The organism is Microcoleus sp. EPA2, assembly GCA_020882975.1.
In the GTDB taxonomy this organism is placed as follows: domain Bacteria; phylum Cyanobacteriota; class Cyanobacteriia; order Cyanobacteriales; family Microcoleaceae; genus Microcoleus.
In genome coordinates, this window is record JAHRFD010000019.1 from 78,320 (window position 1) to 98,616 (window position 20,297).

At 45.3% G+C, this 20,297-nt stretch carries 20 protein-coding genes; 7 read left to right on the forward strand and 13 right to left on the reverse strand.

Annotated elements, in window-relative coordinates:
• Window positions 1-144: 144 nt before the first annotated feature.
• From AAFP14_RS17250 to AAFP14_RS17270, 5 genes are all read right to left on the reverse strand, one after another.
• Window positions 145-1,242 carry a coiled-coil domain-containing protein gene (locus AAFP14_RS17250; protein ID WP_341733471.1) on the reverse strand — a complete coding sequence of 366 codons (1,098 nt, stop codon included), beginning with the start codon at window positions 1,240-1,242 and terminating at the stop codon, window positions 145-147.
• A gap of 116 nt (window positions 1,243-1,358) precedes the next feature.
• Window positions 1,359-2,336, reverse strand: coding sequence for a hypothetical protein (locus AAFP14_RS17255; protein WP_341733472.1), 978 nt, complete (start codon window positions 2,334-2,336; stop codon window positions 1,359-1,361).
• A 55-nt stretch (window positions 2,337-2,391) separates the two neighbouring features.
• Window positions 2,392-2,760, reverse strand: coding sequence for a hypothetical protein (locus AAFP14_RS17260; RefSeq protein ID WP_341733473.1), 369 nt, complete (start codon window positions 2,758-2,760; stop codon window positions 2,392-2,394).
• A gap of 61 nt (window positions 2,761-2,821) precedes the next feature.
• Window positions 2,822-3,523 (reverse strand): hypothetical protein, encoded by a 702-nt coding sequence (locus AAFP14_RS17265; RefSeq protein ID WP_341733474.1) that lies wholly within the window; start codon window positions 3,521-3,523, stop codon window positions 2,822-2,824.
• 105 nt (window positions 3,524-3,628) lie between these two features.
• Window positions 3,629-3,895: a hypothetical protein gene (locus AAFP14_RS17270; RefSeq protein ID WP_340525636.1), complete on the reverse strand. Its 267-nt coding sequence runs from the start codon at window positions 3,893-3,895 to the stop codon at window positions 3,629-3,631.
• 254 nt (window positions 3,896-4,149) lie between these two features.
• On the opposite strand from AAFP14_RS17270, the gene AAFP14_RS17275 reads away from it, so the two are divergent.
• The 4 genes from AAFP14_RS17275 to AAFP14_RS17290 all read left to right on the forward strand — a co-directional run bounded on the left by AAFP14_RS17275 (window position 4,150) and on the right by AAFP14_RS17290 (window position 7,051).
• Window positions 4,150-4,485, forward strand: coding sequence for a helix-turn-helix domain-containing protein (locus tag AAFP14_RS17275; RefSeq protein WP_340525634.1), 336 nt, complete (start codon window positions 4,150-4,152; stop codon window positions 4,483-4,485).
• A 15-nt stretch (window positions 4,486-4,500) separates the two neighbouring features.
• The gene (locus tag AAFP14_RS17280; RefSeq protein ID WP_341733475.1) at window positions 4,501-5,190 is read left to right on the forward strand and encodes an ImmA/IrrE family metallo-endopeptidase; all 690 of its coding nucleotides are present in this window, start codon (window positions 4,501-4,503) and stop codon (window positions 5,188-5,190) included.
• An 84-nt stretch (window positions 5,191-5,274) separates the two neighbouring features.
• On the forward strand, window positions 5,275-6,579 hold the full coding sequence (locus AAFP14_RS17285) for an AAA family ATPase (RefSeq protein WP_341733476.1): 1,305 nt from the start codon (window positions 5,275-5,277) through the stop codon (window positions 6,577-6,579).
• Window positions 6,572-7,051 carry a hypothetical protein gene (locus AAFP14_RS17290; RefSeq protein WP_341733477.1) on the forward strand — a complete coding sequence of 160 codons (480 nt, stop codon included), beginning with the start codon at window positions 6,572-6,574 and terminating at the stop codon, window positions 7,049-7,051. Before AAFP14_RS17285 ends, AAFP14_RS17290 begins: the two co-directional genes overlap by 8 nt.
• A 163-nt stretch (window positions 7,052-7,214) precedes the next feature.
• Here the strand turns inward: AAFP14_RS17290 and AAFP14_RS17295 are convergent, their stop codons facing one another.
• Together AAFP14_RS17295 and AAFP14_RS17300 are read right to left on the reverse strand one after the other, a co-directional pair.
• A complete protein-coding gene (locus AAFP14_RS17295; protein WP_341733478.1) occupies window positions 7,215-7,976 on the reverse strand; it encodes a phycobilisome rod-core linker polypeptide in 762 nt (253 codons plus the stop codon).
• 166 nt (window positions 7,977-8,142) lie between these two features.
• Complete coding sequence (locus AAFP14_RS17300) at window positions 8,143-8,739, reverse strand: phycobiliprotein lyase (RefSeq protein ID WP_341733502.1); 597 nt, start codon at window positions 8,737-8,739, stop codon at window positions 8,143-8,145.
• Between the two features lie 235 nt (window positions 8,740-8,974).
• On the opposite strand from AAFP14_RS17300, the gene AAFP14_RS17305 reads away from it, so the two are divergent.
• Window positions 8,975-9,142, forward strand: coding sequence for an NblA/ycf18 family protein (locus tag AAFP14_RS17305; protein ID WP_340525620.1), 168 nt, complete (start codon window positions 8,975-8,977; stop codon window positions 9,140-9,142).
• 219 nt (window positions 9,143-9,361) lie between these two features.
• Here the strand turns inward: AAFP14_RS17305 and AAFP14_RS17310 are convergent, their stop codons facing one another.
• Window positions 9,362-10,471 carry an extracellular solute-binding protein gene (locus AAFP14_RS17310; protein WP_341733479.1) on the reverse strand — a complete coding sequence of 370 codons (1,110 nt, stop codon included), beginning with the start codon at window positions 10,469-10,471 and terminating at the stop codon, window positions 9,362-9,364.
• Window positions 10,468-10,587 (reverse strand): hypothetical protein, encoded by a 120-nt coding sequence (locus AAFP14_RS17315; protein WP_341733480.1) that lies wholly within the window; start codon window positions 10,585-10,587, stop codon window positions 10,468-10,470. The genes AAFP14_RS17310 and AAFP14_RS17315 overlap by 4 nt, the downstream gene beginning before the upstream one ends.
• Before the next feature lie 451 nt (window positions 10,588-11,038).
• Here AAFP14_RS17315 and AAFP14_RS17320 point away from each other — a divergent pair, with 451 nt between their 5' ends.
• Entirely contained in the window at window positions 11,039-11,422 is a 384-nt protein-coding gene (locus tag AAFP14_RS17320) for a hypothetical protein (RefSeq protein ID WP_341733481.1), read from the forward strand.
• Between the two features lie 85 nt (window positions 11,423-11,507).
• Here AAFP14_RS17320 and cobT read toward each other — a convergent pair whose 3' ends face one another.
• The 4 genes from cobT to AAFP14_RS17340 all read right to left on the reverse strand — a co-directional run bounded on the left by cobT (window position 11,508) and on the right by AAFP14_RS17340 (window position 14,835).
• The gene (gene cobT, locus AAFP14_RS17325; RefSeq protein WP_341733503.1) at window positions 11,508-12,599 is read right to left on the reverse strand and encodes a nicotinate mononucleotide-dependent phosphoribosyltransferase CobT; all 1,092 of its coding nucleotides are present in this window, start codon (window positions 12,597-12,599) and stop codon (window positions 11,508-11,510) included.
• 31 nt (window positions 12,600-12,630) lie between these two features.
• Window positions 12,631-13,383 (reverse strand): DUF2232 domain-containing protein, encoded by a 753-nt coding sequence (locus AAFP14_RS17330; RefSeq protein ID WP_341733482.1) that lies wholly within the window; start codon window positions 13,381-13,383, stop codon window positions 12,631-12,633.
• A gap of 169 nt (window positions 13,384-13,552) precedes the next feature.
• Window positions 13,553-14,044 (reverse strand): universal stress protein, encoded by a 492-nt coding sequence (locus AAFP14_RS17335; RefSeq protein WP_341733483.1) that lies wholly within the window; start codon window positions 14,042-14,044, stop codon window positions 13,553-13,555.
• Window positions 14,045-14,124: 80 nt separating this feature from the next.
• A complete protein-coding gene (locus AAFP14_RS17340) occupies window positions 14,125-14,835 on the reverse strand; it encodes a Crp/Fnr family transcriptional regulator (RefSeq protein WP_341733484.1) in 711 nt (236 codons plus the stop codon).
• A 784-nt stretch (window positions 14,836-15,619) separates the two neighbouring features.
• Between AAFP14_RS17340 and AAFP14_RS17345 the strand changes: the two genes are divergently transcribed.
• A complete protein-coding gene (locus tag AAFP14_RS17345) occupies window positions 15,620-20,272 on the forward strand; it encodes a hypothetical protein (RefSeq protein WP_341733485.1) in 4,653 nt (1,550 codons plus the stop codon).
• Window positions 20,273-20,297: the final 25 nt, after the last annotated feature.

Here is a 20,297-nt window from a genome sequence, read left to right on the forward strand (position 1 = left end):
AGTTGTCCTAATCCTAAATACTTATATATTTGCACAGTTCGCGGGCGATCGCAAAAATCTCTTCAATTCAATACCCAGATACCCGACTTCTCAAAGAAATCGGGTATCTACAGCCACCTAACTAACTCTTAAAATCCCTAAAAACTACTTATTTTTCTGCTGAGTCTTAGCTTGTTCGATCGCAATTTCCTTCACAGCCTGAAACGAATTCAAATTCGATGCACCTTCAATCGCCTTCACCGCCAAATCTTGCACCTGTTTCAACGCAGAATCCAATTGTTTCGACAAACTAGCAATCCGAGACTCTTGATTTTGAATAGTCTGCAACATACCTTGGATTTGCAGTTCATAATTTTGCCTTTGTCCTTCCAAATCTTTAGCAAACAAATCCGCCTTCACTTTAGCTTGATAATTGCCGATGTTCCGACCATTATCTTTACCATTCTTGATATTAGCTTCCAGTTCTTTCGGAAAAGCTTCCACCTTTGCTTTCACCTCAGCATAAAGTTTTTCCCGTTCCGCAATAGATTTCTCCCGTTCCGCCCACTGTTTCTCCTGTTCCTGCTTAAATTCTTCGATTTCTTTGTACAGCCTTTGCTGGCGCTGTTCATATTCTTCGATATCCAGATTGCGCTGAAGCTCCAAATCATAATCATACAACTCTTCATCCCGATCGCGAATTTTTTGCTCGCTATCATTCCGTTCTTGAACTGCTAAGGCTTGCAGTTGTTGCTCTTTTTCCCAAGCTTTGCGTAATTCCAGGAGTTCCTGTTCAATAGTTTCTCGCTGTTGGCTGATTTCTTCAGTAAATGTTTTCGCACTTTCTTCGTATTCTTGGATTAAATTATCCAGGGTGTCTTCCGCAACATCTTCTAAACTGTGCAACTCTTGCAGTTGTTGAACTTCCTCACCCACATTCCGCCGCAATTCCTCCAGTTTAGACGCTTCGGAGGTCAGTTTTTCAGACAATTCGCTGACCGCACCACCGAAGCCAAATTGCAGTAAAATTAAATTGTCGATCGTAGCCTGCATTTTTTGTTGAGTTTGAGTTAAAACCATTGGTTTATTTACCTCGCTAATAGCTTTGTCTGGAACTACAGTTTGCTTTTGAGAAACATTGACAGGTGGGGTTTTATTAACCTGCTTCACTTGCAATTCCAAAGCAGCCTTAGCTTCTGATGCTTCTTTGTATGCTTCCAAAATTTCAGCCTTGGTACTCTTATCACTTACTTTTTTGTTCACAACTTTTCATCTCCTAATAATTGGGCAATTTTTGCTGAATTTAACTTCAAATTCTTAGTCCGCCTCCGCGGACTTCACTTGTGTAGTCGCGGTTTAAACCGCCGAAGTTCTAATCTTTAAGCTTTAGTAGCAAAAGCTTTCATTGCCAAATCTTGCGCTTGCTTCATCGTAGCTTGCAGTTGCGCCGAAATTTCCGCAATTTGTTCAGTTTTTCGCCCAATAGTCTGCTGCAAAGATTGCACTTTCAATTCATATCCCTGCTTAGTTCCTTCCCATTCTTTATCCACTAAATCTGCTTTGACTTTAGCTTCGCGGGAAACCTCTTGAATCGCTTCTTCTTTGGCTTTGATATAAGCCTGTTTGAGTTCTTCTTCAAATCCGGCTGCTTTAGTTTGATTCTTTTCAAACTCAGATTGATTGTCACTCAGGACTTGTTCACGTTCTACCCAATTCTTGTCTTTTTCGCGGGTATATTGCTGCAATTCTCGTTCTAGTTTGCGTTTCTTTTCTTCGTATTCGTCAGTTTCAATTTTGCGAGTGCGTTCCAATTCGTAGCGATAATCGGCTGCTTCCTCTTGACGTTCTTTGAGTATTAGAGCAGTTTGTTCGGCAACTGCTACGTCGAATTCTTGTTGTTCTTTTTCCCAAATTTTGCGTTTTTGAAGCCTGTCTTTTTCGATAACTTCGTGCTGAAGGGCTGCACTTTGCTCTAAGGCTGTTATTTTCTCTTGGTGTTCTTGGGTTAAAATATAGAGTGCATCTGCTACAACTCGGATTTGCTGCAATTGTTGCAATTGTGCTGTTTCTATTTCAATGGCGCGCTTTAATTCATCTAATTTTGATGATTCCGTATTTAATTTTTCCGAAAGTCCGCTGATGATGTTACCAAAATCTAATTGCAAATCCGCTAAGCCTTTGACAATACTGTCAATTGTATAGGTAGAAGCGACTTCGAGGAGTTGTTGGTTTTTGGCTTTTTCGGCTGACTGTTCTTTCGTTTCTACCTTCGATTCAATCTTTTTTCTTTCCGCTATAATTTGCTGAAAATTTTGCTGGATTTTGGCTTTGCTTTCTTTGGCTGTTCCTAGTGTCATAATGCTGGTTTCTCCTGATTCTAATTTTTATTTCTGTGTGTACAGAGGTGTTTAGCTATCCTAACTTGCGGAGTTTGGTAAGGAGAGTTTGGTATTTTTGAACTGCATCCGGTTTGGGTTCTAGATTTTCGCCTCCTAAAGTTTTGAGAATTTCCAAACAGCGCCCGCAGCGCTTCCCTTCCCGGCAAGTACACTCGTCAATTATACTCAAAAGTTTGCCTGTTAGCAATTGATTCTGGACCAATAAAGCTTGGTAATTTTGCTGGATAGATTCTGTAACTAAAGTCATGTGTTGGCACATTTCTGTGAGACTTTCAATGTCGTTTATAGAATCGGCTCGAATTTGTTCTATCAGCTCTAAATTTGCTCTCAAACGGCTCTCTATCAGATGCGATGGGTTTTGGATGTTCGTTATTTTCGGCATCGGTTAAAATTAGTAATAATCTAGGGAAAGGGCGAGATATAATCGCGCCCTTTCCCTAGATTTAGAACAAGTCGGCAGTTGATTTATCTTGGGCTGCTGGCAGTGAGATAGCGCCGTTAGAGTTCAAAGAAAGGGCATCATTTTCACCGTTAGCATGGGCTGCCATCAAACAGGCAACTTCCTGGGGAGGGAGATTGTCCAAACAGATCATTTGCCGCGTTCCTTCCAAATCTATCATCCGAGATTGATTGCTCATATCGGACAATACTGCGGCGGCTTGGTCAATGATTCCCCAGTCTTTGCGCTCAATCCAAGACCATTTTAAGCTGTAGTAATTGATTGGTTTTACTACTCCGCTATCATCTGGTTTTTGACCGGAATGTTTGGTAAATTCGGGAATGAAGATACCTGTAGCTGGCTCTACTCCGCGAGATTGAACGGAGGCAACTAAGCGATTAAAATCGTTCAGACTGCGGTTTTTGATGTATGTTACCATCACAACTCCTTGCGGTAGTTCGCCAGTTTCGGCGACAAACCAGAGTTGACCCCAAAGTGTGTGGGAAGTTTGACCTAAACTGCCGAAGAATTTGGAGAATTTGAGGATTGTCATGGAGCATTTACTACCATAATCGGTATCGCCGATTGTCCACTGTCCGCTTTGACAATTGTTACGAACGGCGATGGGAATTTCTGGTACGAGTAAAGCGTTGGTAGGTTTAGCTCCAAATACTGAAAATACTGGTCTTTCTTGTGTTTTAGTCATTGTCTTTTCCTTTAATTATTGATTGACAGCAAATTGGGCATTGGGAATCGGGCATTGGGCATTGGGAATAGTTTCTTCCTTCTTTCTTCTTCCTTCTTCCTTCAATTACCTAATGAGATGTTTGGCTTTTTTTGGTTCGGGATATGTGTATTCCAGCATCGCTTCTTGCTGAGCTTTAATTATCCGCAGCGCAGCGAGTAAATGCTCTAACATTTCTAGGTGGGCTGGGGTGAAGTGGATGCTGAAGCCTTCGCCATCCCTTGCATAACCCGGACAAACAAGTGAGGCCGAGTTTTGTTCTTCGTGGGTGGCGATGTATAGCCAGTCGTCGTCTTCTAGCTTGTAATGGGTGTCTGTCCAGGTTCTCAGCATTGGCTATCTGTTCCTCCTTGTTTTCTCAGTACAAGCGTTTTGACCGATCGCACTTCTGATTGTTTTGACAATTCACTGGCTGTATCTAGCGTGTTTTGTCTTCGGTTTTGGGCTTTTGACTCTACCTGTATGGTTTTTTTTGTTGATTAAACCGTCAACTAAACTTAGTTTAGCCTATGTTGATTTTCCCGTCAAGTGCTTTGTTGAATTTTTCATCAAAACAGGCTAGAATGCTTGGAGGGAGGCGAAAAACCGTGGAACAGACATTAGAACAGACCTTTGGAAGACTCATCCGTCAAGCTCGCAAGGACAAAGGATTCTCACAACGTGAGCTAGCGGCTATGCTAAGTGTGGATTTTACATATTTATCGAAGTTGGAGAACGATCGCGCGGATTATGCCCCGAAAGAGGAGGTAATCCGATCGCTAGCACGGAATCTAGACATCAATGAGGAGGAACTAATTTTCTTGGCGGGTAGACTGCCACAGCAGTACGAAGCTTTGCTGAAGCAGAATCCGAAGGAAATGCAGGCTCTTTTCCGGCGGATGCAAGAAAATCCCGATTGGCTGAAAAATTCTTTGCAACCGTAAGAGAGGGCTCTCAAAGTGAGTATCTTTAAGCCGTATTGCTTCTACCCCAAAGAATCGATCGAGGGTTTGGCAAATGACATTCTGATGCAAATGCAAAAAACCCGAAATTTTGCTCCGAGATGGCCTTTTGAGGCGACAATGGTGGCTGATTTCCTGGATTTAGGAGTAGTTTGGGACTGGATTGAACCTGATGAAGAGGGTGCGATCGCTGCGAGAATTTTGCCGCAGCAACGGTTAATTGAAATCAACGAACAGATTTTGGCAAAGCCGTCTGGATTCATCGAATCTACCATCGCCCACGAAATTGGACACTGGGTGCTGCACATCAATCAAGACGCAGCAGACGGTGATGTGGAACCGTTGGAGTTAAATTTGGACAACGGGGGAAACAGGGCGCAGGATGTGGAGGAACCGTTTGTATGTCGGGGTGCGAGTGCTGATACCAAAATTGCATCGATCGAATGGCAAGCACAATATTTTGCCAGTTGTTTGTTGATGCCACGAGGTATTTTGGAGGATAAAAGACAGGGACGGGATTTAACTAAATGGTCGCATTTATACAAAATGAGGGATGAGTTGGGAGTGAGTATTTCCAATTTGACTAATCGTTTGCAAGAGTTTGGTTGGATTTATATTCCGAAGGGAACTCGCGAGATTTATGCGGGGAAGGATGTGGCGAATGCACAGCAGCGGTTGTTTGGTTGATGTTTTTTACGGTTGTTTTTGAAGGATTTAACCGCAGAGGGCACAGAGGACACAGAGAAGAAGAGAGAGGACTAACATGAAGCCATGCTAACCGAATTTACCCTCGCCAACTTCAAAAGTTACAGTACAAGCCGATTACCCCTTGGATCGCTAACCGTACTAATCGGAGCCAATGCCGCAGGCAAAAGTAACGCCCTTGAAGGTTTGCGCTTTCTGTCGTGGCTAGCACAAGGGCAAAAACTCTCCAGCATTCAATATGCCGTGAATAGTGCAGAGCGTGTTGTACGCGGTCGAGTAAATGACTTGTGCCATCGGGGAGAGTCAAATTTTACCATCGGTTGCCGTTTGGACTCAACAGAATGGAACCAACTTGACATCACCCTAAATGTGCGTGACGGAGAACTGCACATTAGTAATGAGCGAATCATTAACTCAACAAGTCAAGTCCCGCTATATGACTTAGATCGGCCTTCTCAAGGAGTAGGGACTGATGTTGGTGTGGCCTATAACAACTTTACAAGAGGGAAGAACAAGCCACGAATAACGTGCAGCGATCAAATGGCTATATTCGTGCAATTAGACACTTCTGCCCATTTCGATCCAAAGTACCCCAAATCCCAAAAAAGCATTCCTCAAACCGTCCGCGAATATCAACGAGTTTTACAAAATATCCTATTTTTAGATCCCGTCCCCCCCAGAATGCGCGAGTACAGTTTCAAATCTGATAAGCGATTACAAGAAGATGGCACAAATCTTTCCAGCGTTTTGTATCGATTGTGGGAGAACCAAGCCGAAAATCAACAGGCAATTCTCAACTTTATCCAGAGTTTACCAGAACAGGCTATAGATGGGCTAGATTTCCTTTTCGGCCCACGGGATGAAGTCATGGTGCGACTAGCAGAAACCTTTGGCAATACCCGCACCTATTGTGATGCCGCATTGTTATCTGATGGTACTTTGCGAGTTTTGGCGATCGCCGCTGCTATGCTATCAGCACCCGTTGGCAGTTTAGTCGTCATCGAGGAAATCGACAACGGCGTTCATCCCAACCGCGCCAAGCATTTACTCGCCAGCATCCGAGATATTGCCGAGAGGCGTAAATTACGAGTGCTGCTTTCTACCCACAACCCAGCCTTAATGGATGCCTTACCCGATGCTGCCCTGGGTGATGTAGTGTTTTGTTACCGCAATCCAGAGGCAGGAGATAGCCGCCTGGTACGGCTTGGGGAGATGTACGATTTTCCTAGTCTGATATCTCAGGGGCCGCTCGGTCAACTGGTAACTGCTGGGATAGTCGATCGATTCGTCAAATCGCCACACACCGCTGAAGACAGAAAACAGCAAGCTATGGCATGGCTGTCTCGGTTACAGGAGTACGGCAATGAGTAGTATCTGCCTGATAGATACCAGCATATTCCTCGAAATACTCAACGTTCCCAACTATAATCAGCATAGAGCATCAGTTCTCGAAGATTTTAAGACTTATTCTCAAGCTGGCTGTACTTTTCTGTTACCGATGGCAACGATACTCGAAACAGGGAACCACATCGCCCAAAACGGGGACGGCACAATGCGAAGGAAAACGGCCATACGTTTTGTTGAACAAGTTAAAGCTGCATTCACAGGCGAAGCTCCCTGGAAACCTACTACATTCCCGAACACCGAAGAGATATTGCTATGGATTGACCAATTTCCGGATCTGGCTGGTAAAAACAAAGCACCTCTTAAATTAGAAGGAACAAGCTTCGGGGATCTCAGCATCATTCAGGAATTTCATAAGTCCTGTAATTTTTTTAAAATGAGTGAAGTTTTCATTTGGTCACTAGATGGCGACTTAAAAAATTATCACAAAATGCCATAAATTTATGATAGAGAATTCCCTTCAAAAATGAGTTCTGAGTTTCGGATTCCGAGTTTAGTAAAAAACTCAAACCTCAAAACTCAAAACTCAAAATTCTCCCAGACTAATAACTGATAAAAACAGTCGATCGCCTGACACAATGAAGTAGACCTGAGACTATCAATTACCGACCCCGGCGAGGCACCATCGTCTCGATATTGATATTAGCCAGAGGAACACGTTGTGGAGGAGTAGCAGGCGTTGGCATATTGCGAGCCATACCCAGGTAATTTGCCGGATCTCCAGCTCTGAGCTGCTTCTCTTGAGGCACAAAACGGCGTACAGAGCTCTGCCAAATGATTTGTGGGAAGCCAAGCTGCGAGCGGTGGTACTCACCGTAGCGAGGAGTCTTCAAGTTAAAGGGTGTCTCCCCTGCAACTCGCTGAGGCAAGATGCGGCGCTGTTGATAAGGCACTGTATCGTAGCCGAACTTATTCAGGTACTCATCGCTATTGAGCAAGTCGTCAATAAAGCCTTGAGGCCCTTTATTCGCTACCACGATCGACCAAGCAATCTTTTCGCGCTCGCTGTAAACATCCCGGCCCAAAATGCGCTGAACGCACATTTCGACAAAGCGGTAGTTGCTGTTAGTTTGATAATTCCGTTCCAAGAAAGGGAACGAAGTTGCCAAACCGCGAATAAAATCCCGCACCGTAATTTGGCCGAACTTGAGTTGCGACTCCAAAGACTTTTGGCGGTTGCTCTTAAGGATTTGGTGTTCGCTGTAAATCTGGCGATATCCAGCCCAAATCAAATTTTCCATGTCCCCGGACGAGAGCAAATTTTCGGTTGTGAAAATTCTGGGCTGCTCGTCGCCTCCGACTTCATAACCAGCTACGCGCTGGTTTTGGCTCTTAGGAGCGTAGTTTAACAAAGGAAGCGCCACGTTATAATCTCCGTTATCTCAAATTTCAGAAATAGCTGACACTGCGATCGGCCAGCGTAATGCTACAACTAGCCAACATACAGATTAGGGGATTCTCGCGGTCTAGATCTGATTTTCCTGAATTTTTGCAACAATCTGTAACATTTTTTGACGGTGGAATGCCACATTACCAGCCCAAGGCTGAGTAAAACTTGTTGGTGACTACGGGTTCCTCTGCTGCTGGCTTCGCGGCCTCGGCATCGGGTTCGACGCGAACTTCTGTACAAAAAGTGGAAGTGCTGAAACCGCCAAAGCGCTTTACCGTACTTGTCCGCATCCGCACATTGGGACCTGCGAACCAGAAACGCTCGATCGAACTCATCGTCTCGTATTCGGTAATCAGCATCAGCCCATCCTCATCATCCATCTCAAAACGACCAGCCACCGGCACAATTTCCGCATAGCCACGTTCCCGTAACATCAAACCTTGGCGCGGATTTTCAGGATCGGGGACGATCGCGAACACCGTAGAGCCTTTATGATTCTCATCATCCTTATCCCAGGCCATGGAGCCATGCCAAGTCACAAAAGCACCTCCGGCAGCCCGACAGGGGTCAATTTCGTGCATCTGACAAATCTCGGCTACTCGCGTGTCATCGGCACCAAGGGCCGTCACCTCAATATTGGAATCCCCAATCTCCGTTTGGCGGAAAGGGAGGTGGTGAGTGCTGCGCTGCGATCGCCACTTCCCTGCACTGCTGTGAAAAAACTCCATTGCATCCATCATAAATAGCTCCTTTGGCTGAGGCTTCCCGGTTTGTACGTTTTTTTATGATAAAGCTCCCCCCACTTAGATGTACTTTTGTGGCACAAATTAGTAGCAAAATGTGCACCTTGGACAGATTGTCAAGTGAATGTTATGATAGTTTACAATGTAGGAACAAAAGAAATCCAGCGAAACGTGATTTCGATATATCTGATTTCGATTTATCTCATGTAGCAAAGTGGAGGAGCGATTTATGGATATGCCTATAAGTCTGAGCATGGAACAGCAGTTCAAACTGCAAGTGTTGCGAGAACAAGTCAAAACCTTAAGTCAAAATGAAGCTCAGGAATACCTGCTAGAGGTGATGCGGCAAAATATGGTCAAAGAAAACCTATTAAAGTTTTGGATGAAGAAAGGCTGAGGGAGTTGGCTCAAGCAGAAGTCGGGAATTTGCCGCCCGATTCCCACCAAGGCGTGTCAACAATCGCCTGAAAGCCTTGATAAATCTCGTTTCTACCTGAGTCCAGATCCCCCTAAATCCCCCTTAATAAGGGGGACTTTGAGCGCTTCCAGTCCCCCCCTTATTAAGGGGGGCTAGGGGGGATCTAGCCTTGATAGTTAAACAGCAGATATCTCATATTTAACTTTTGATAACTTGTCGCATTTGTTCCCAGTGCGATCGATATTGTGCGATCGCCCGATCCCCAAAAGGCAGTAGAAACTCGCTGCGATCGAGAATCTTGGCATCGGGTAATAGTACAGGATTAGTCCGAACCTCCGCAGGCAAATTCTCCGGTTTCATCCCCACAACAATCGGCGAACTAACTTTACTCAGCAAAGATAATTGAGGCGCAACAGAAGGTTGTAAACAAAAATTAATCCATTTTGCTACTAAGGGTACTGGATTCCCTGACGCAGGTTCTACCCACAAATCTGTCCAAAGTGCAGTTCCAGCAAGAGGGACTACTACGGCTAGATCTTTTTGAGTTGCTAACAGCGGTACGATGTCTGCTGATGAACCAACGGCTAACCAAGTATCACCTAAAATCAAAGGTTGCAGGTAAGCATCGGAACTATAAAATTTAACTTGCTGATGTAATTTTGCAAGTTCTGTTTTCAGGTTAGAAATTTTATCTAAATCCTGGGTATTGTAGGATTTACCTAACTTTTTTAAAGTTAAACCAATGACTTCTCTGGCATTGTTTGGTAGAGACAGGCGATCGCGCAATTCCTCGCGCCAGAGGTCTTTCCAATCTGTAGGAGTCCATCCCAAAGTCTTAAATTTGTCAGTGCGGTAGGCAATTACAGTGCTTCCCCACCGATAAGGTGTGGCCCAAATTTTACCTTTAGGGTCTAACTGACCTTGATTATTTCGTCTTACCAGTGTTCGCCATCTTTCGGGGATTTGTGGCCAGTTAGAAAATTTCTGTGGATCGATCGGTCTAATTAATTCTTGCCTAATTGCCAAAGTCAGCCAGTAATCTCCCAGCATCACTAAGTCAGCTTGATTTTTGGTTTGGGGATTCCGTTTCCAGTCTTGCAATAGGGCGAACAATTCTGTTAATTGGGTTGACTGCGTTACCTGCAAAACTGAAGAGGGTTTTGAATCGAGGCTAAACTTGCTGACGAGTTGGGCCGGAATCGCATTTTTGAGCGATCGAATTTTGAGACTAGGCTTCGACTCACACGCGGCCGCCAATTGACTTAAAGTTAGGGTAGCTGTCCCCAATAGCAAAGACCTTCGTTTCACTTTTGAATGCGCTTTTCTAAATATTGACCGATGGTTTTGTGTTTTGTGGTCCGAGAAATAATCTTTGGTCGAATCCGGTATGGGGAGGCGATTTGTGTTATTTCTTCCTCAAACACAGAGCCATTGTACTCGGTTTTTCCACACAAAGTTGCAGCCTGGGCTGCTTAAAATTCTCTTTTCCAGAGCGTAATCGTCCCCAAGCCCCCGTGGCCATCACTTTGGCGCAAACATCAGCTACAGTAGCCCAGGGGCAATTTACTTTTACTAAGGGGAACACCACTAATTGACGCCATGGATAGATTGACGATCTGGTCGATCGCAGACCATATTTTTTATTTAACAACGGATGAATCTGAGGGAAGAGACCCAAGGCATGAAGGTCAAGGAAACTTTCAAATTGAGGAACAAATACCTATCAATTTTGCTCTAGTGTATCGCCTCAATCTACCCTCATGATTTATATCACAAGAGTTGGCTCAAAAATTAAATAATTTGGTGATAAATCACACTTATGTAACGATTTGCCTAAGATATAAACATATAAGTTAAGATACACAGGACTGATTTATGGAAGCGCTTCGTCAACAAGTTTCACTATTGACTGAAAAAGTCAATGACCTCTACAAACTCATAGAAAATCTCAATCAAACTATATTGGAGTCAGCTAACCAAACTAAGCTGACCCAGCAACAACACAATCAGCGATCGAGCATCGAAGCCAGTGAGCCGATCTCTGTCTATCCCGCCTACAGCAGTCTCGACGCGATGCTCGATCACAAAGACATTTTATTGGATGACAGTTACTTTGACAAGAATTCTCAAAACCTCGAAAAAGAACTAACAACCGATATTCAAATCCAGCGCCTAACTGCGCAGCTCACAGCAGCTTACAATCGGATTGCCGCCCTGGAGGAACAGTTGCTGTCAAAAAGAATACACTCACAAAAATAGACAAGTTTCATTGAAAAATGATAGTAAATATCTGACAAAAATTCCTCAGCAAATATAGACACTTCCACCAGGAATTTAGTTTTTTTTATAAGCGCGAGGCTAAAACTTCAACAGCTTCTAGAAGTTGAGATGGAGTCCAATTTGCCATGATGTTAGATGCGATCGCACAGGCTCCAGCACCGACACCTTCTTTGACATATCCCCGATCGTAAGCTTGAAGTTGGGGATAAGTAGAACCTGCAAAACTTAGCTGTGCCGACAACAAAGGTACACCGCCAACATCCTTAGCCAGTCCTACCGTGTCCCCTGTAGGGTCTTGAGCCACCCAGTCAGTAGTCCCCACCACGACTCCTTCGGGACACCATACAAGAGCATATTCGCGGGCGATCGCCTCCATCAAAGCATAAACAGCCAGCATTTGAGTGCCACCAGCCAGCATGACACCACAAGTCCGACTCGCGGCGATCGCCATTGCCGCCGTGGCTATCTGCATGGGATCTCCCACCGCAGCCACCAATTCCAGAGGAGATATTTTCCCGCCCATTGTCCAGCCCACCATTTCCAGTCCTGTGGTGACTGCCGCCAATTTTTGAGCATGATTGCACTGAGGGTGACTGCTATTAACTTTCCCCGCCGCCGCTATACCCAAGCCCATTAATACAGCCAAAGCCGTAGTCGTACCCCCAACCACGCACTCCCCTAAAATGAGGTAGCTATCATCGGTGGTAGCAGCTAATTTAGCTCCCCACATTAATCCTTGTACCAGCAAATGTTCCACTGTTTCCAGTGGTAAAGCCTTCCCCGATGTCAGACATTTGGCCCTTTGCCCCCCTAAATCTATGGTAGGTACGGGAGGAAGCAAGGGCAAACCAGCGTTAAATAGGTAAAGGGGAATTTCCAAAGCCTCGACTACAGCGCGAGATATCAGTACCGGTGAGGCGCCTGCTTCTAGGGGTGGCAAGGGATATTGGGGCTGAATTTGGGGGCCGTTATACAAAAATTCTGCATCTGCTAAGCAGGTAAATTGGCGATCGTGGGGGGTTGCACCTGCTGCGGAAATACCGGGAATTAAGCCAGTATCAGTAAATCCTAAAATGCAGGCAAATAGGGGTTTTTTCCCCCGGTAGGATTCCACCCACCTGTTGCCCTGTTGAATTTCTGTATAAATATTAATCATCATTAGTTATTAGTTATTGGGTCTTCAATAACTATTCTTCGTAATCAATCAAAACTTGTACCCAGCGTGGTGGTCGGGGGATGGAATTTCCTAAACGATCTAACAACAGCAAAGCTACTAAATGTACTACGAATAAATAGATAATATTATTAACTAAAATCATCCCGGCCGCGATCGCCTGAATCGTGTTCAAACTCGGCACGCTCAGCCAACCTAGTTTCACAAACACCCATTCCACCATCTCTGCTACTTGGGCGGTGACGTAAACCCAGAGGTCTTGGCCCACCAAGGCTGACAGCAGCCAAAACCGAAAAAAGAAGCCAAAAGTCCCAATTAGCGCGCCCACACTAATGGAAACAGACCAACTGGTTTTGCGCCTCCACAGTCCTCCAAGGGCAACTCCCATGATCCCAAAAGGTATGACATATAAAATGCTGCGGGTCGGACCCATCAGTACCGATAGTAACAAACCCGAAACTAAAGCCGCCATCCAAGCCGCCCGCTGACCCCAGCGCAGGTAGACTAGGGCAATGGGGACTGGAAAGAAGACTCGCAGCAAAGGTCCCAGTGGAAAATAGTAATTTACTAGCCAAATCAAGCTAGCGGTACTTGCTAAAAATGCCGTTTCCACTAGCCTCAAAGGTGCTGAGTTTCTGTTTGAGGTTGGGTCTGGATTGGTGCGATCGGCGGACAAAGCTGAAATAGCTGGGTGCTGCGGGTCGTTATTTGTATTAGGCGAACTGCTCACATTTGATGCAGAATCTGCTGAGAAAAAATCACTCATCCGATTTTAGATTTTATATTTTAAATTTTAGCTTTCACCAGACTAGAAACCAGTTTTTTTGAGTCGATAAATCCTAGCCCAATTTAATATTTATCCCAAACTTCTGGTTTCTGGTCGTCAGTGTGATGTGAGATTAAATTTCTCAGCCAAACAATCACCACGATTATTTTTAGACCTTGGGTTCTTGAATCACAAAAACCGAGCAAGATGCGTGGTGAACGACATAATTGCTGACGCTACCGAGGAAAGCTTCTGCGATCCCCGTGCGCCCACGCCGCCCCAAGATGATTAAATCTGCGCCCCAATTTTGGGAATATTCACAGATACAATGGCCTGTATCGCCATCTATTTGGGAGTCAAATTCCACCTTGACTCCTTGATTTGCTGCTGCGTCGCAGTAATTTTTCAGCAAACTCTCCCCTTGTTTGACTTCTTTTTCCAGCAACAAACGTTGAGTTTGATAAGCCTGATCCATTAATTGTACATTCATGCCCAAATCTACCGGAATTGGTACGGCAGACTCGCCCAAGGAGTTGACGGTGACGCAATGAAATAGCATCACAGCAGCTTGATTAGCCTTAGCTAATTCTAAAGTTTCGCTGAACACGCGGTGGCTCAATTCAGAGTCATCTAAGGCCGCAAAGATTTTCTGAAAACTCATTGATTAACCTCCGATGGTAATTAATAAACAGCCACAAGGGAGAAAATGCCTTTGACTTTAGTTCACAATCTCTCTCACTTCTAGACTAACAGCCGTTCTAGGGCGTGCAAGTCTGGAATACACAAAATGTCGCGTTCGCGCTGAATAGTTCCTTTTTTTTCCAGTTTGCTGAGCACCCGCGTTACTGTTTCCCTCGCTAGACCGCTGAGACTGCTCAATTCTCTGTGTGGGAGGTTGGGAATTTCTGTACCTCCTGTGGACATGATTTTCCCTTGTCCTTCTGCCAAAAATAATAGAATATCTGCTACTCGTGAGGTACTGTCGGACTCTCGCAAGCGGAGACGACGATTAACTTGTCGCAGCCTGCGAGCCATCAGTTGAGCCAGCCGAATCCCTGCTAGCGGCTCGGTGTGAATTAGTTGCACAAAATCCTGGGATGGCATATTACCGATCAGTGTCGGAGCTAGGGTAATGACATCTGTCGATCGCGGTGTTTCTTCGATCGCCGCCATTTCACCGAATAGCTCTCCTTTGCCTAAAATATTGAGCGTTACTTCTTTTCCGTCTAGGTTGTAGGTGCGAATTTTCACCCAACCATCCAATATAAAATACACAGATGTACCCCAGTCATTTTCCAACAAAATCACTTGATTTGAAGGATGGCTGCGGGTAACAATGTGGACAGTTGCTCTCTCAATTACAGGATCGGGTAAGCCTAAAAAGAAAGGAGTGGATAGTATCAATTGATTGATATTCGACTGCGGATCTCGGGTGTTAAAGCGGTCTTCCATGAGGCCATCATTTTAATTTATGCGCTTGAGCTTTGCTGGGCAGTTAAAAATAGCTTGCAGCCGAGTCATTGGATTTAAGAAACCAGAAACAAGAGTCTAAAATTAGGAGTTTTACCTCTAAAGTTTTGCGGTCTCCGGTCAAAAAATGGAATCAATAGCCTCAATCTCTGATTGGGAGCTAGAAGCTAAAAAATATACCACAATTTTTGAGGCCAAGACCTGTAACCGAAGTTTAGCTACATAATTGTAGCAGCCTAGTCTCCGAGTCAGAGGATGTGACTACCTTTGTCAAACAGCTAGCGAGAGATAGTTTAACACTGCTGAGAGCTTTGTTGTCAGGAGACCCCAACAGTCTATTGGTACAGTCCGCTAATATGTCATGCCAGTAACAAAATAGGATTTTCTACTGGCGAGCAACTCTCCCAGGTCAGCAGCAATGGAACATTCGGGGGAATAGTAGCCTCAAGGTTGGCGATCGATCTTGCGAGACTGGCGAGTTGTCTTAGCAACTTATCGGAGAACCCCCAAAACATTGTACCATTAATGTCTAGCCATAGATAAAGATAAAAAGCTATCATCAATTCTTACCGATCGCAAGGCAAAACATAGATAGTAGTTGGCAAGAAGTACAAAGAACCCTACAGATGGTCGGGCCCAAAAATACTACACCCGAAACAGGGGGATTGCATCCAGATTAATCTATGTATTTGAACATGACTATCCCATGACTTCAGCCTTTTTTTGGTAAAGTTTTTCGCAAGCCGCATTCTTAGAGGTTCCGCCCTTGAATTCTCAGAAGTACAAAATTCAAGCACTAATTGCTGAGATTGATGAGGTACTCAGCAAACCCGTACCCCGATTACCTTGGACGGGTTCGATCGATCTCGTGCACCAGCGTCAACTTTTAGAGCGAGTTCGCACCTATCTGGTTTCCCCAGACTCAAAGCTAATGGTGCCAGACAAACCAGCCAACAGCCCCCAGATGCGCCCGCAACCAGTTCCAGTACCCAAAGTACCACTGGCGACAAATCAACACTCAGCCACAGAGCAAATCTTGCAAGCAGTAACCGGAGAAATCAGCCATTTGCGAGAAAAGCTGACTGGTCCACTACAAGAAGACATAGAAGCTCTCCGTCAACAACAGCAGGCTCTGGTTCAAGAAATCAAGGAGCTGGAAGTCAGACGTCAGCAGCAACAATCCTTAGCTCAGCAACAAGCCCATCAACAGCAAATCATTTCGGAATTTTTGCAAGCAGTCACCAGCCGCTTGCAAGAAACCAGACTCGGTAATTTATCCCCCAACCCCCAAGCAACTACCTCCGACTCCCTAGATGTGCATCCACAAGCCCCAGGAGAATCATCGGTGCCGACATCGGCCCCCAGGTTGGAACAACTGCAAGAATTCGAGACTGAAGCCGATCGCCTCCTGATGAGACTCGATTCCACAATGCACATTGTATTCGAGGCTTTGCAAGGAAATTTGGAAAGCTATCAAGCCTCTTTGTCCCAAGGACTCGAAAAAATGCACGGTTTGGGTCAACAGAGCGAGATGATGTTTACCGCTTTGGTGAGCCATTTGGCCCAGGAGTTGGGCCGAGAAGCATCATCCTACCTACAGCAGCCCATCGATTTGTCCACCCTCGGAAATGCCACCTTCACCAGCGAGATACTACCAAACACCTCTCAAACCGAGTTAGCTACCGAGACTCCCAGAGCAGAAATGGCGATCGCCCATGGGAATAGTAGCAACCAACTCGAAGAACAAGAAAGACTACCCTATGCGGGAACAGAAATTTCTTCCCAATTCGGACAGTTGAAACGCGATCGTACTTCCGTAGCCATTTCGCTCCCGGATTTGGAAGAAAACTTGTTCGGTTCCGGGCCGCAAGTCGATCCACCAACAACTCCCTTTCCAGGGGCTGAATCCGAAACACCATCGGCAAAAACTGATGAAGAGGTTGAGGATGTTTATGCTAATTTATTTCTGGAAGCAGAAGTTGCAGAACTAGACCTGGAAAACTTCGTTATAGAAAATACCGCAACTGCTACCGAAAGTAAATTAATCCCCTCTGAAAATCAGCCAGTAGTTGCCAGTGAATCACCACTAGATAGTCAGGGATTAGATTTGTTTGGAGAACTGGAATTTGAGGATTCATCTGCCTCTCATCAGCCAGTAGTTGTCAGTGAATCACCACTAGATAGTCAGGGATTAGATTTGTTTGGAGAACTAGAAGCTGAGGATTCATCTGCATCAAATCAGCCAGTAGTTGCCAGTGAATCACCACTAGATAGTCAGGGATTAGATTTGTTTGGAGAACTAGAAGCTGAGGATTCATCTGCATCAAATCAGCCAGTAGTTGCCAGTGAATCATCACTAGATAGTCAAGGATTAGATTTGTTTGGAGAACTAGAAGCTGAGGATTCATCTGCATCAAATCAGCCAGTAGTTGCCAGTGAATCATCACTAGATAGTCAAGGATTAGATTTGTTTGGAGAACTAGAATTTGATGATTACTCGGCATCAGAGCAGCCAGTAGTTGCCAGTGAATCATCACTAGATAGTCAGGGATTAGATTTGTTTGGAGAACTAGAAGCTGAGGATTCATCTGAGTCCAATTCCAGCTTTTCAGGAAATGATGAAGCGCTAAATGCGACGAACGAGTTGTTTCAAAATCTATTACATGAAGATGAATCAGAGGCAGGATTTTTAGTAGGTGAAAATTCCGAGGAGCTAACTTTAGAGACTCCAGATTTAGGGAGACAGCAAGTGACAACACCACCCCTGTCTCCAGAACCAACCATACCCAAAGTCGAGCCACAACGACTGGGGAATCAAGGAGCAAATCCAGCAACTGCATCTAGCCAAAGTGAACTATCAGCTACTGAGGTTGGGACTCAAACCCGATCGACATCTGAGCTACCAGGGGCTTTGAGAAGCAGGGGAGAAAGTAGTTCCACATCCCAAAGCGCGCCAACTAATTTAGAACCCAGTAATCTCGCCCCTGAAGATTTTTATATCCAAGCTTCACCGGACGAAAATTTGCTACCGATAGAGTCCTCTCAGGAGGAAGATGTCGATCGCTCCCTGAACTTGGACAGCGATATTCTGGAACAATTAGAGTCAGACCTTTACAGTCTCGAAGGATTAGAAAATACTAACCCCAGACCATCCCCAGACTCCACAACAGTCAAATCCGGTTTCTTTGCCGATGCTGAGGCTAACACAGCAAACCCTTTTCCAGAAATGGCAGAGGCAGAACTCGGCACCCTAGAAGATTTGTTCCCAGATATCTTGCAAGAATCATCGGAGGATGAAATTTTTACTTTAGAAGACGATCTGGATTCTGATTTATTGACTCAAGAGGAAGCAGCGAATGTCAGTCTAGACGATATTTTGGCTAGTTTGACCCCAACACAGGAAAATCCGATTAATTCTGCCAATCCTTCCCCAGAAACTGCCGCAGAAACTACCAGAATGCGGTCGAATTCCCCAAAAAGTCAAAAAAAAAACCTAATTTCGATCGAGAGTAACAAAGCAGCATCAGTTCCCAATTCGGTTGCAAGCTCCATCGCTCCTTCATTCCCCGAATCTCCCACTCCAGCGCCCCCGCGCCCCAATTCTCACTGGTATTTGAGCATTGACTTCGGCACCTGCGGGCTTTCGGCGGCTTTGGTCGATCGGCAAAAACATCAGTTGTACCCGATTTACTGGGAGAAACAACCCTCAGAAACATCCTCTAATGATGCTTATGAGCCTGTTACCACTTGTCGCATTCCCTCGGTGGCAGTTTTGGCAAAAACAGCCACCGAGGGTCTAGGACAGCAAATAAGGGTCAATTCGGTGGGCGATCGACCACAGACTTTGCTGGTTGGGGAGTTGTTGCTGCAAAATTTCAAACTACCTTTGAAGGTGGGCATTCCCTATCTGCGGGAAACAGGAGTTGTCTATGAGCCTCTGTTGCAGCTTTCCCAGGAGCAGGCTATTTCTATCGCTTTGCCCCTCAACGGTTTGCGGGCGCTGTTGACTACTTTAAATCCCCGCTTACAGGGGCAGAATGATGATTTGTCAATGCCTAATTTCATCTGTCGAGCTTCGGGATTGGAGAAGGAAACTCTAGATCGAGCGCTGCAAAACTTACGCGGCGTAATTTTGGGAACTCCCGCCCATTGGTCCGATGCTTATCGGTTTAACCTGCGGGAGGCGGTTTTGGGTGCGGGACTGGTGGCCGAAGGTGAGCAAATTTTTGTGGTGGAAGATGCGATCGCCACTTTGCTTTCTGCTGTAACTCCTGTGACAAATGCCTATTTTGGGCAGTCGGAAACCGGGGAATCGATCGCTGAGGAAAATCCCGGCTCTAACCGACAGTTAGTGCTTCATGCTTCGTCTTTTAGTGGGGGAACTTTGATTATAAATGCGGGGGCGACGACGGTGGAATTGGGTTTAGTTGATTTGCCCGAAAATAGTCAACATTTAAGTTATACTGATTTTGCTTGCCAAAGTTTTGCTTTTGCTGGCAATGCTTTCGATCAAGATATTATTTGTCAGTTATTAGCAAAAAATGAAACCTTTGGAATGTCGCTGGATTTACCTCGTCCTGGACATCCAGATTTACCCAGTCGTTATCAATTGCAGCAGCGCTTACAAAGTTCCACTTTTGGTCTGCAATTGTTGGAAGCTGCCCGACATTTGAAGGTGATTTTGCAGCATCAAGAAAGCTTTGTTTTGGATATTGGCGAACAACGTTGGAATGTGCGACGGAAGGATTTGGAAAGTCAGGTTTTAGTGCCTTTTGTGCAGCAGTTAAACCGAGAATTGAATGTTTTGTTGAGCCGTGTCGGAATATCGCCGGTGGGCATAAATCAGGCTATTTGTGCTGGGGGAATGGGCGCTTGGCCGGCGATCGCCCGTTGGCTGCGACAGAAACTCCCGAATGCGATCGTAGTTCAATACCCAGAATTTGAGGATGTGAAAATCAGTCGCGTGGCTTGCGGATTGGCGAGTGTAGCTGTTTATCCTCAAATTTTAGATGCTTCGAGGCATCAATACGGCAACTTTTTTATTCTGTGGGAATTAATGCAGGTGCTGGGGGAAGCAGCTATGAGGTTTGAGCAAATTTTGCAGTTATTGGAACGCCGTGGCGTGAATACTCGCACCTGTGAGTCCCGGATTTTGGGAATTTTGGCGGGAAATTGGACGGCGGGACTTTTGCCCGATCGCACCGATTTAATGTTGTTAGCGCCGGATTCTCAGCAAAATCCTGATTGGGAGGCGATCGGGGCTGCACCGCTATTTCTTCAAGAGGGCGATCGGACTTATAGTTTGAATATCCCACAGGCTTCTATAGTGCGGGAATATTTGACGAAACTCGCCTCTAGCAGTCAGCAAAAAATCTTAGAACCCCTCACAATTGCTTGGGGTGTTCGGACAAATACTTAATAGATTCCCCATGCTCTATTCCCAT

Bases quoted from the DNA above. Each gene is read 5' to 3' on its own strand.
- AAFP14_RS17255 (WP_341733472.1), bottom strand. From the start codon at position 2,336: ATGACACTAGGAACAGCCAAAGAAAGCAAAGCCAAAATCCAGCAAAAT.
- AAFP14_RS17260 (WP_341733473.1), bottom strand. From the start codon at position 2,760: ATGCCGAAAATAACGAACATCCAAAACCCATCGCATCTGATAGAGAGC.
- AAFP14_RS17265 (WP_341733474.1), bottom strand. From the start codon at position 3,523: ATGACTAAAACACAAGAAAGACCAGTATTTTCAGTATTTGGAGCTAAA.
- AAFP14_RS17270 (WP_340525636.1), bottom strand. From the start codon at position 3,895: ATGCTGAGAACCTGGACAGACACCCATTACAAGCTAGAAGACGACGAC.
- AAFP14_RS17285 (WP_341733476.1), top strand. From the start codon at position 5,275: ATGCTAACCGAATTTACCCTCGCCAACTTCAAAAGTTACAGTACAAGC.
- AAFP14_RS17290 (WP_341733477.1), top strand. From the start codon at position 6,572: ATGAGTAGTATCTGCCTGATAGATACCAGCATATTCCTCGAAATACTC.
- AAFP14_RS17300 (WP_341733502.1), bottom strand. From the start codon at position 8,739: ATGGATGCAATGGAGTTTTTTCACAGCAGTGCAGGGAAGTGGCGATCG.
- AAFP14_RS17305 (WP_340525620.1), top strand. From the start codon at position 8,975: ATGGATATGCCTATAAGTCTGAGCATGGAACAGCAGTTCAAACTGCAA.
- AAFP14_RS17320 (WP_341733481.1), top strand. From the start codon at position 11,039: ATGGAAGCGCTTCGTCAACAAGTTTCACTATTGACTGAAAAAGTCAAT.
- cobT (WP_341733503.1), bottom strand. From the start codon at position 12,599: ATGATTAATATTTATACAGAAATTCAACAGGGCAACAGGTGGGTGGAA.
- AAFP14_RS17330 (WP_341733482.1), bottom strand. From the start codon at position 13,383: ATGAGTGATTTTTTCTCAGCAGATTCTGCATCAAATGTGAGCAGTTCG.
- AAFP14_RS17335 (WP_341733483.1), bottom strand. From the start codon at position 14,044: ATGAGTTTTCAGAAAATCTTTGCGGCCTTAGATGACTCTGAATTGAGC.
- AAFP14_RS17340 (WP_341733484.1), bottom strand. From the start codon at position 14,835: ATGGAAGACCGCTTTAACACCCGAGATCCGCAGTCGAATATCAATCAA.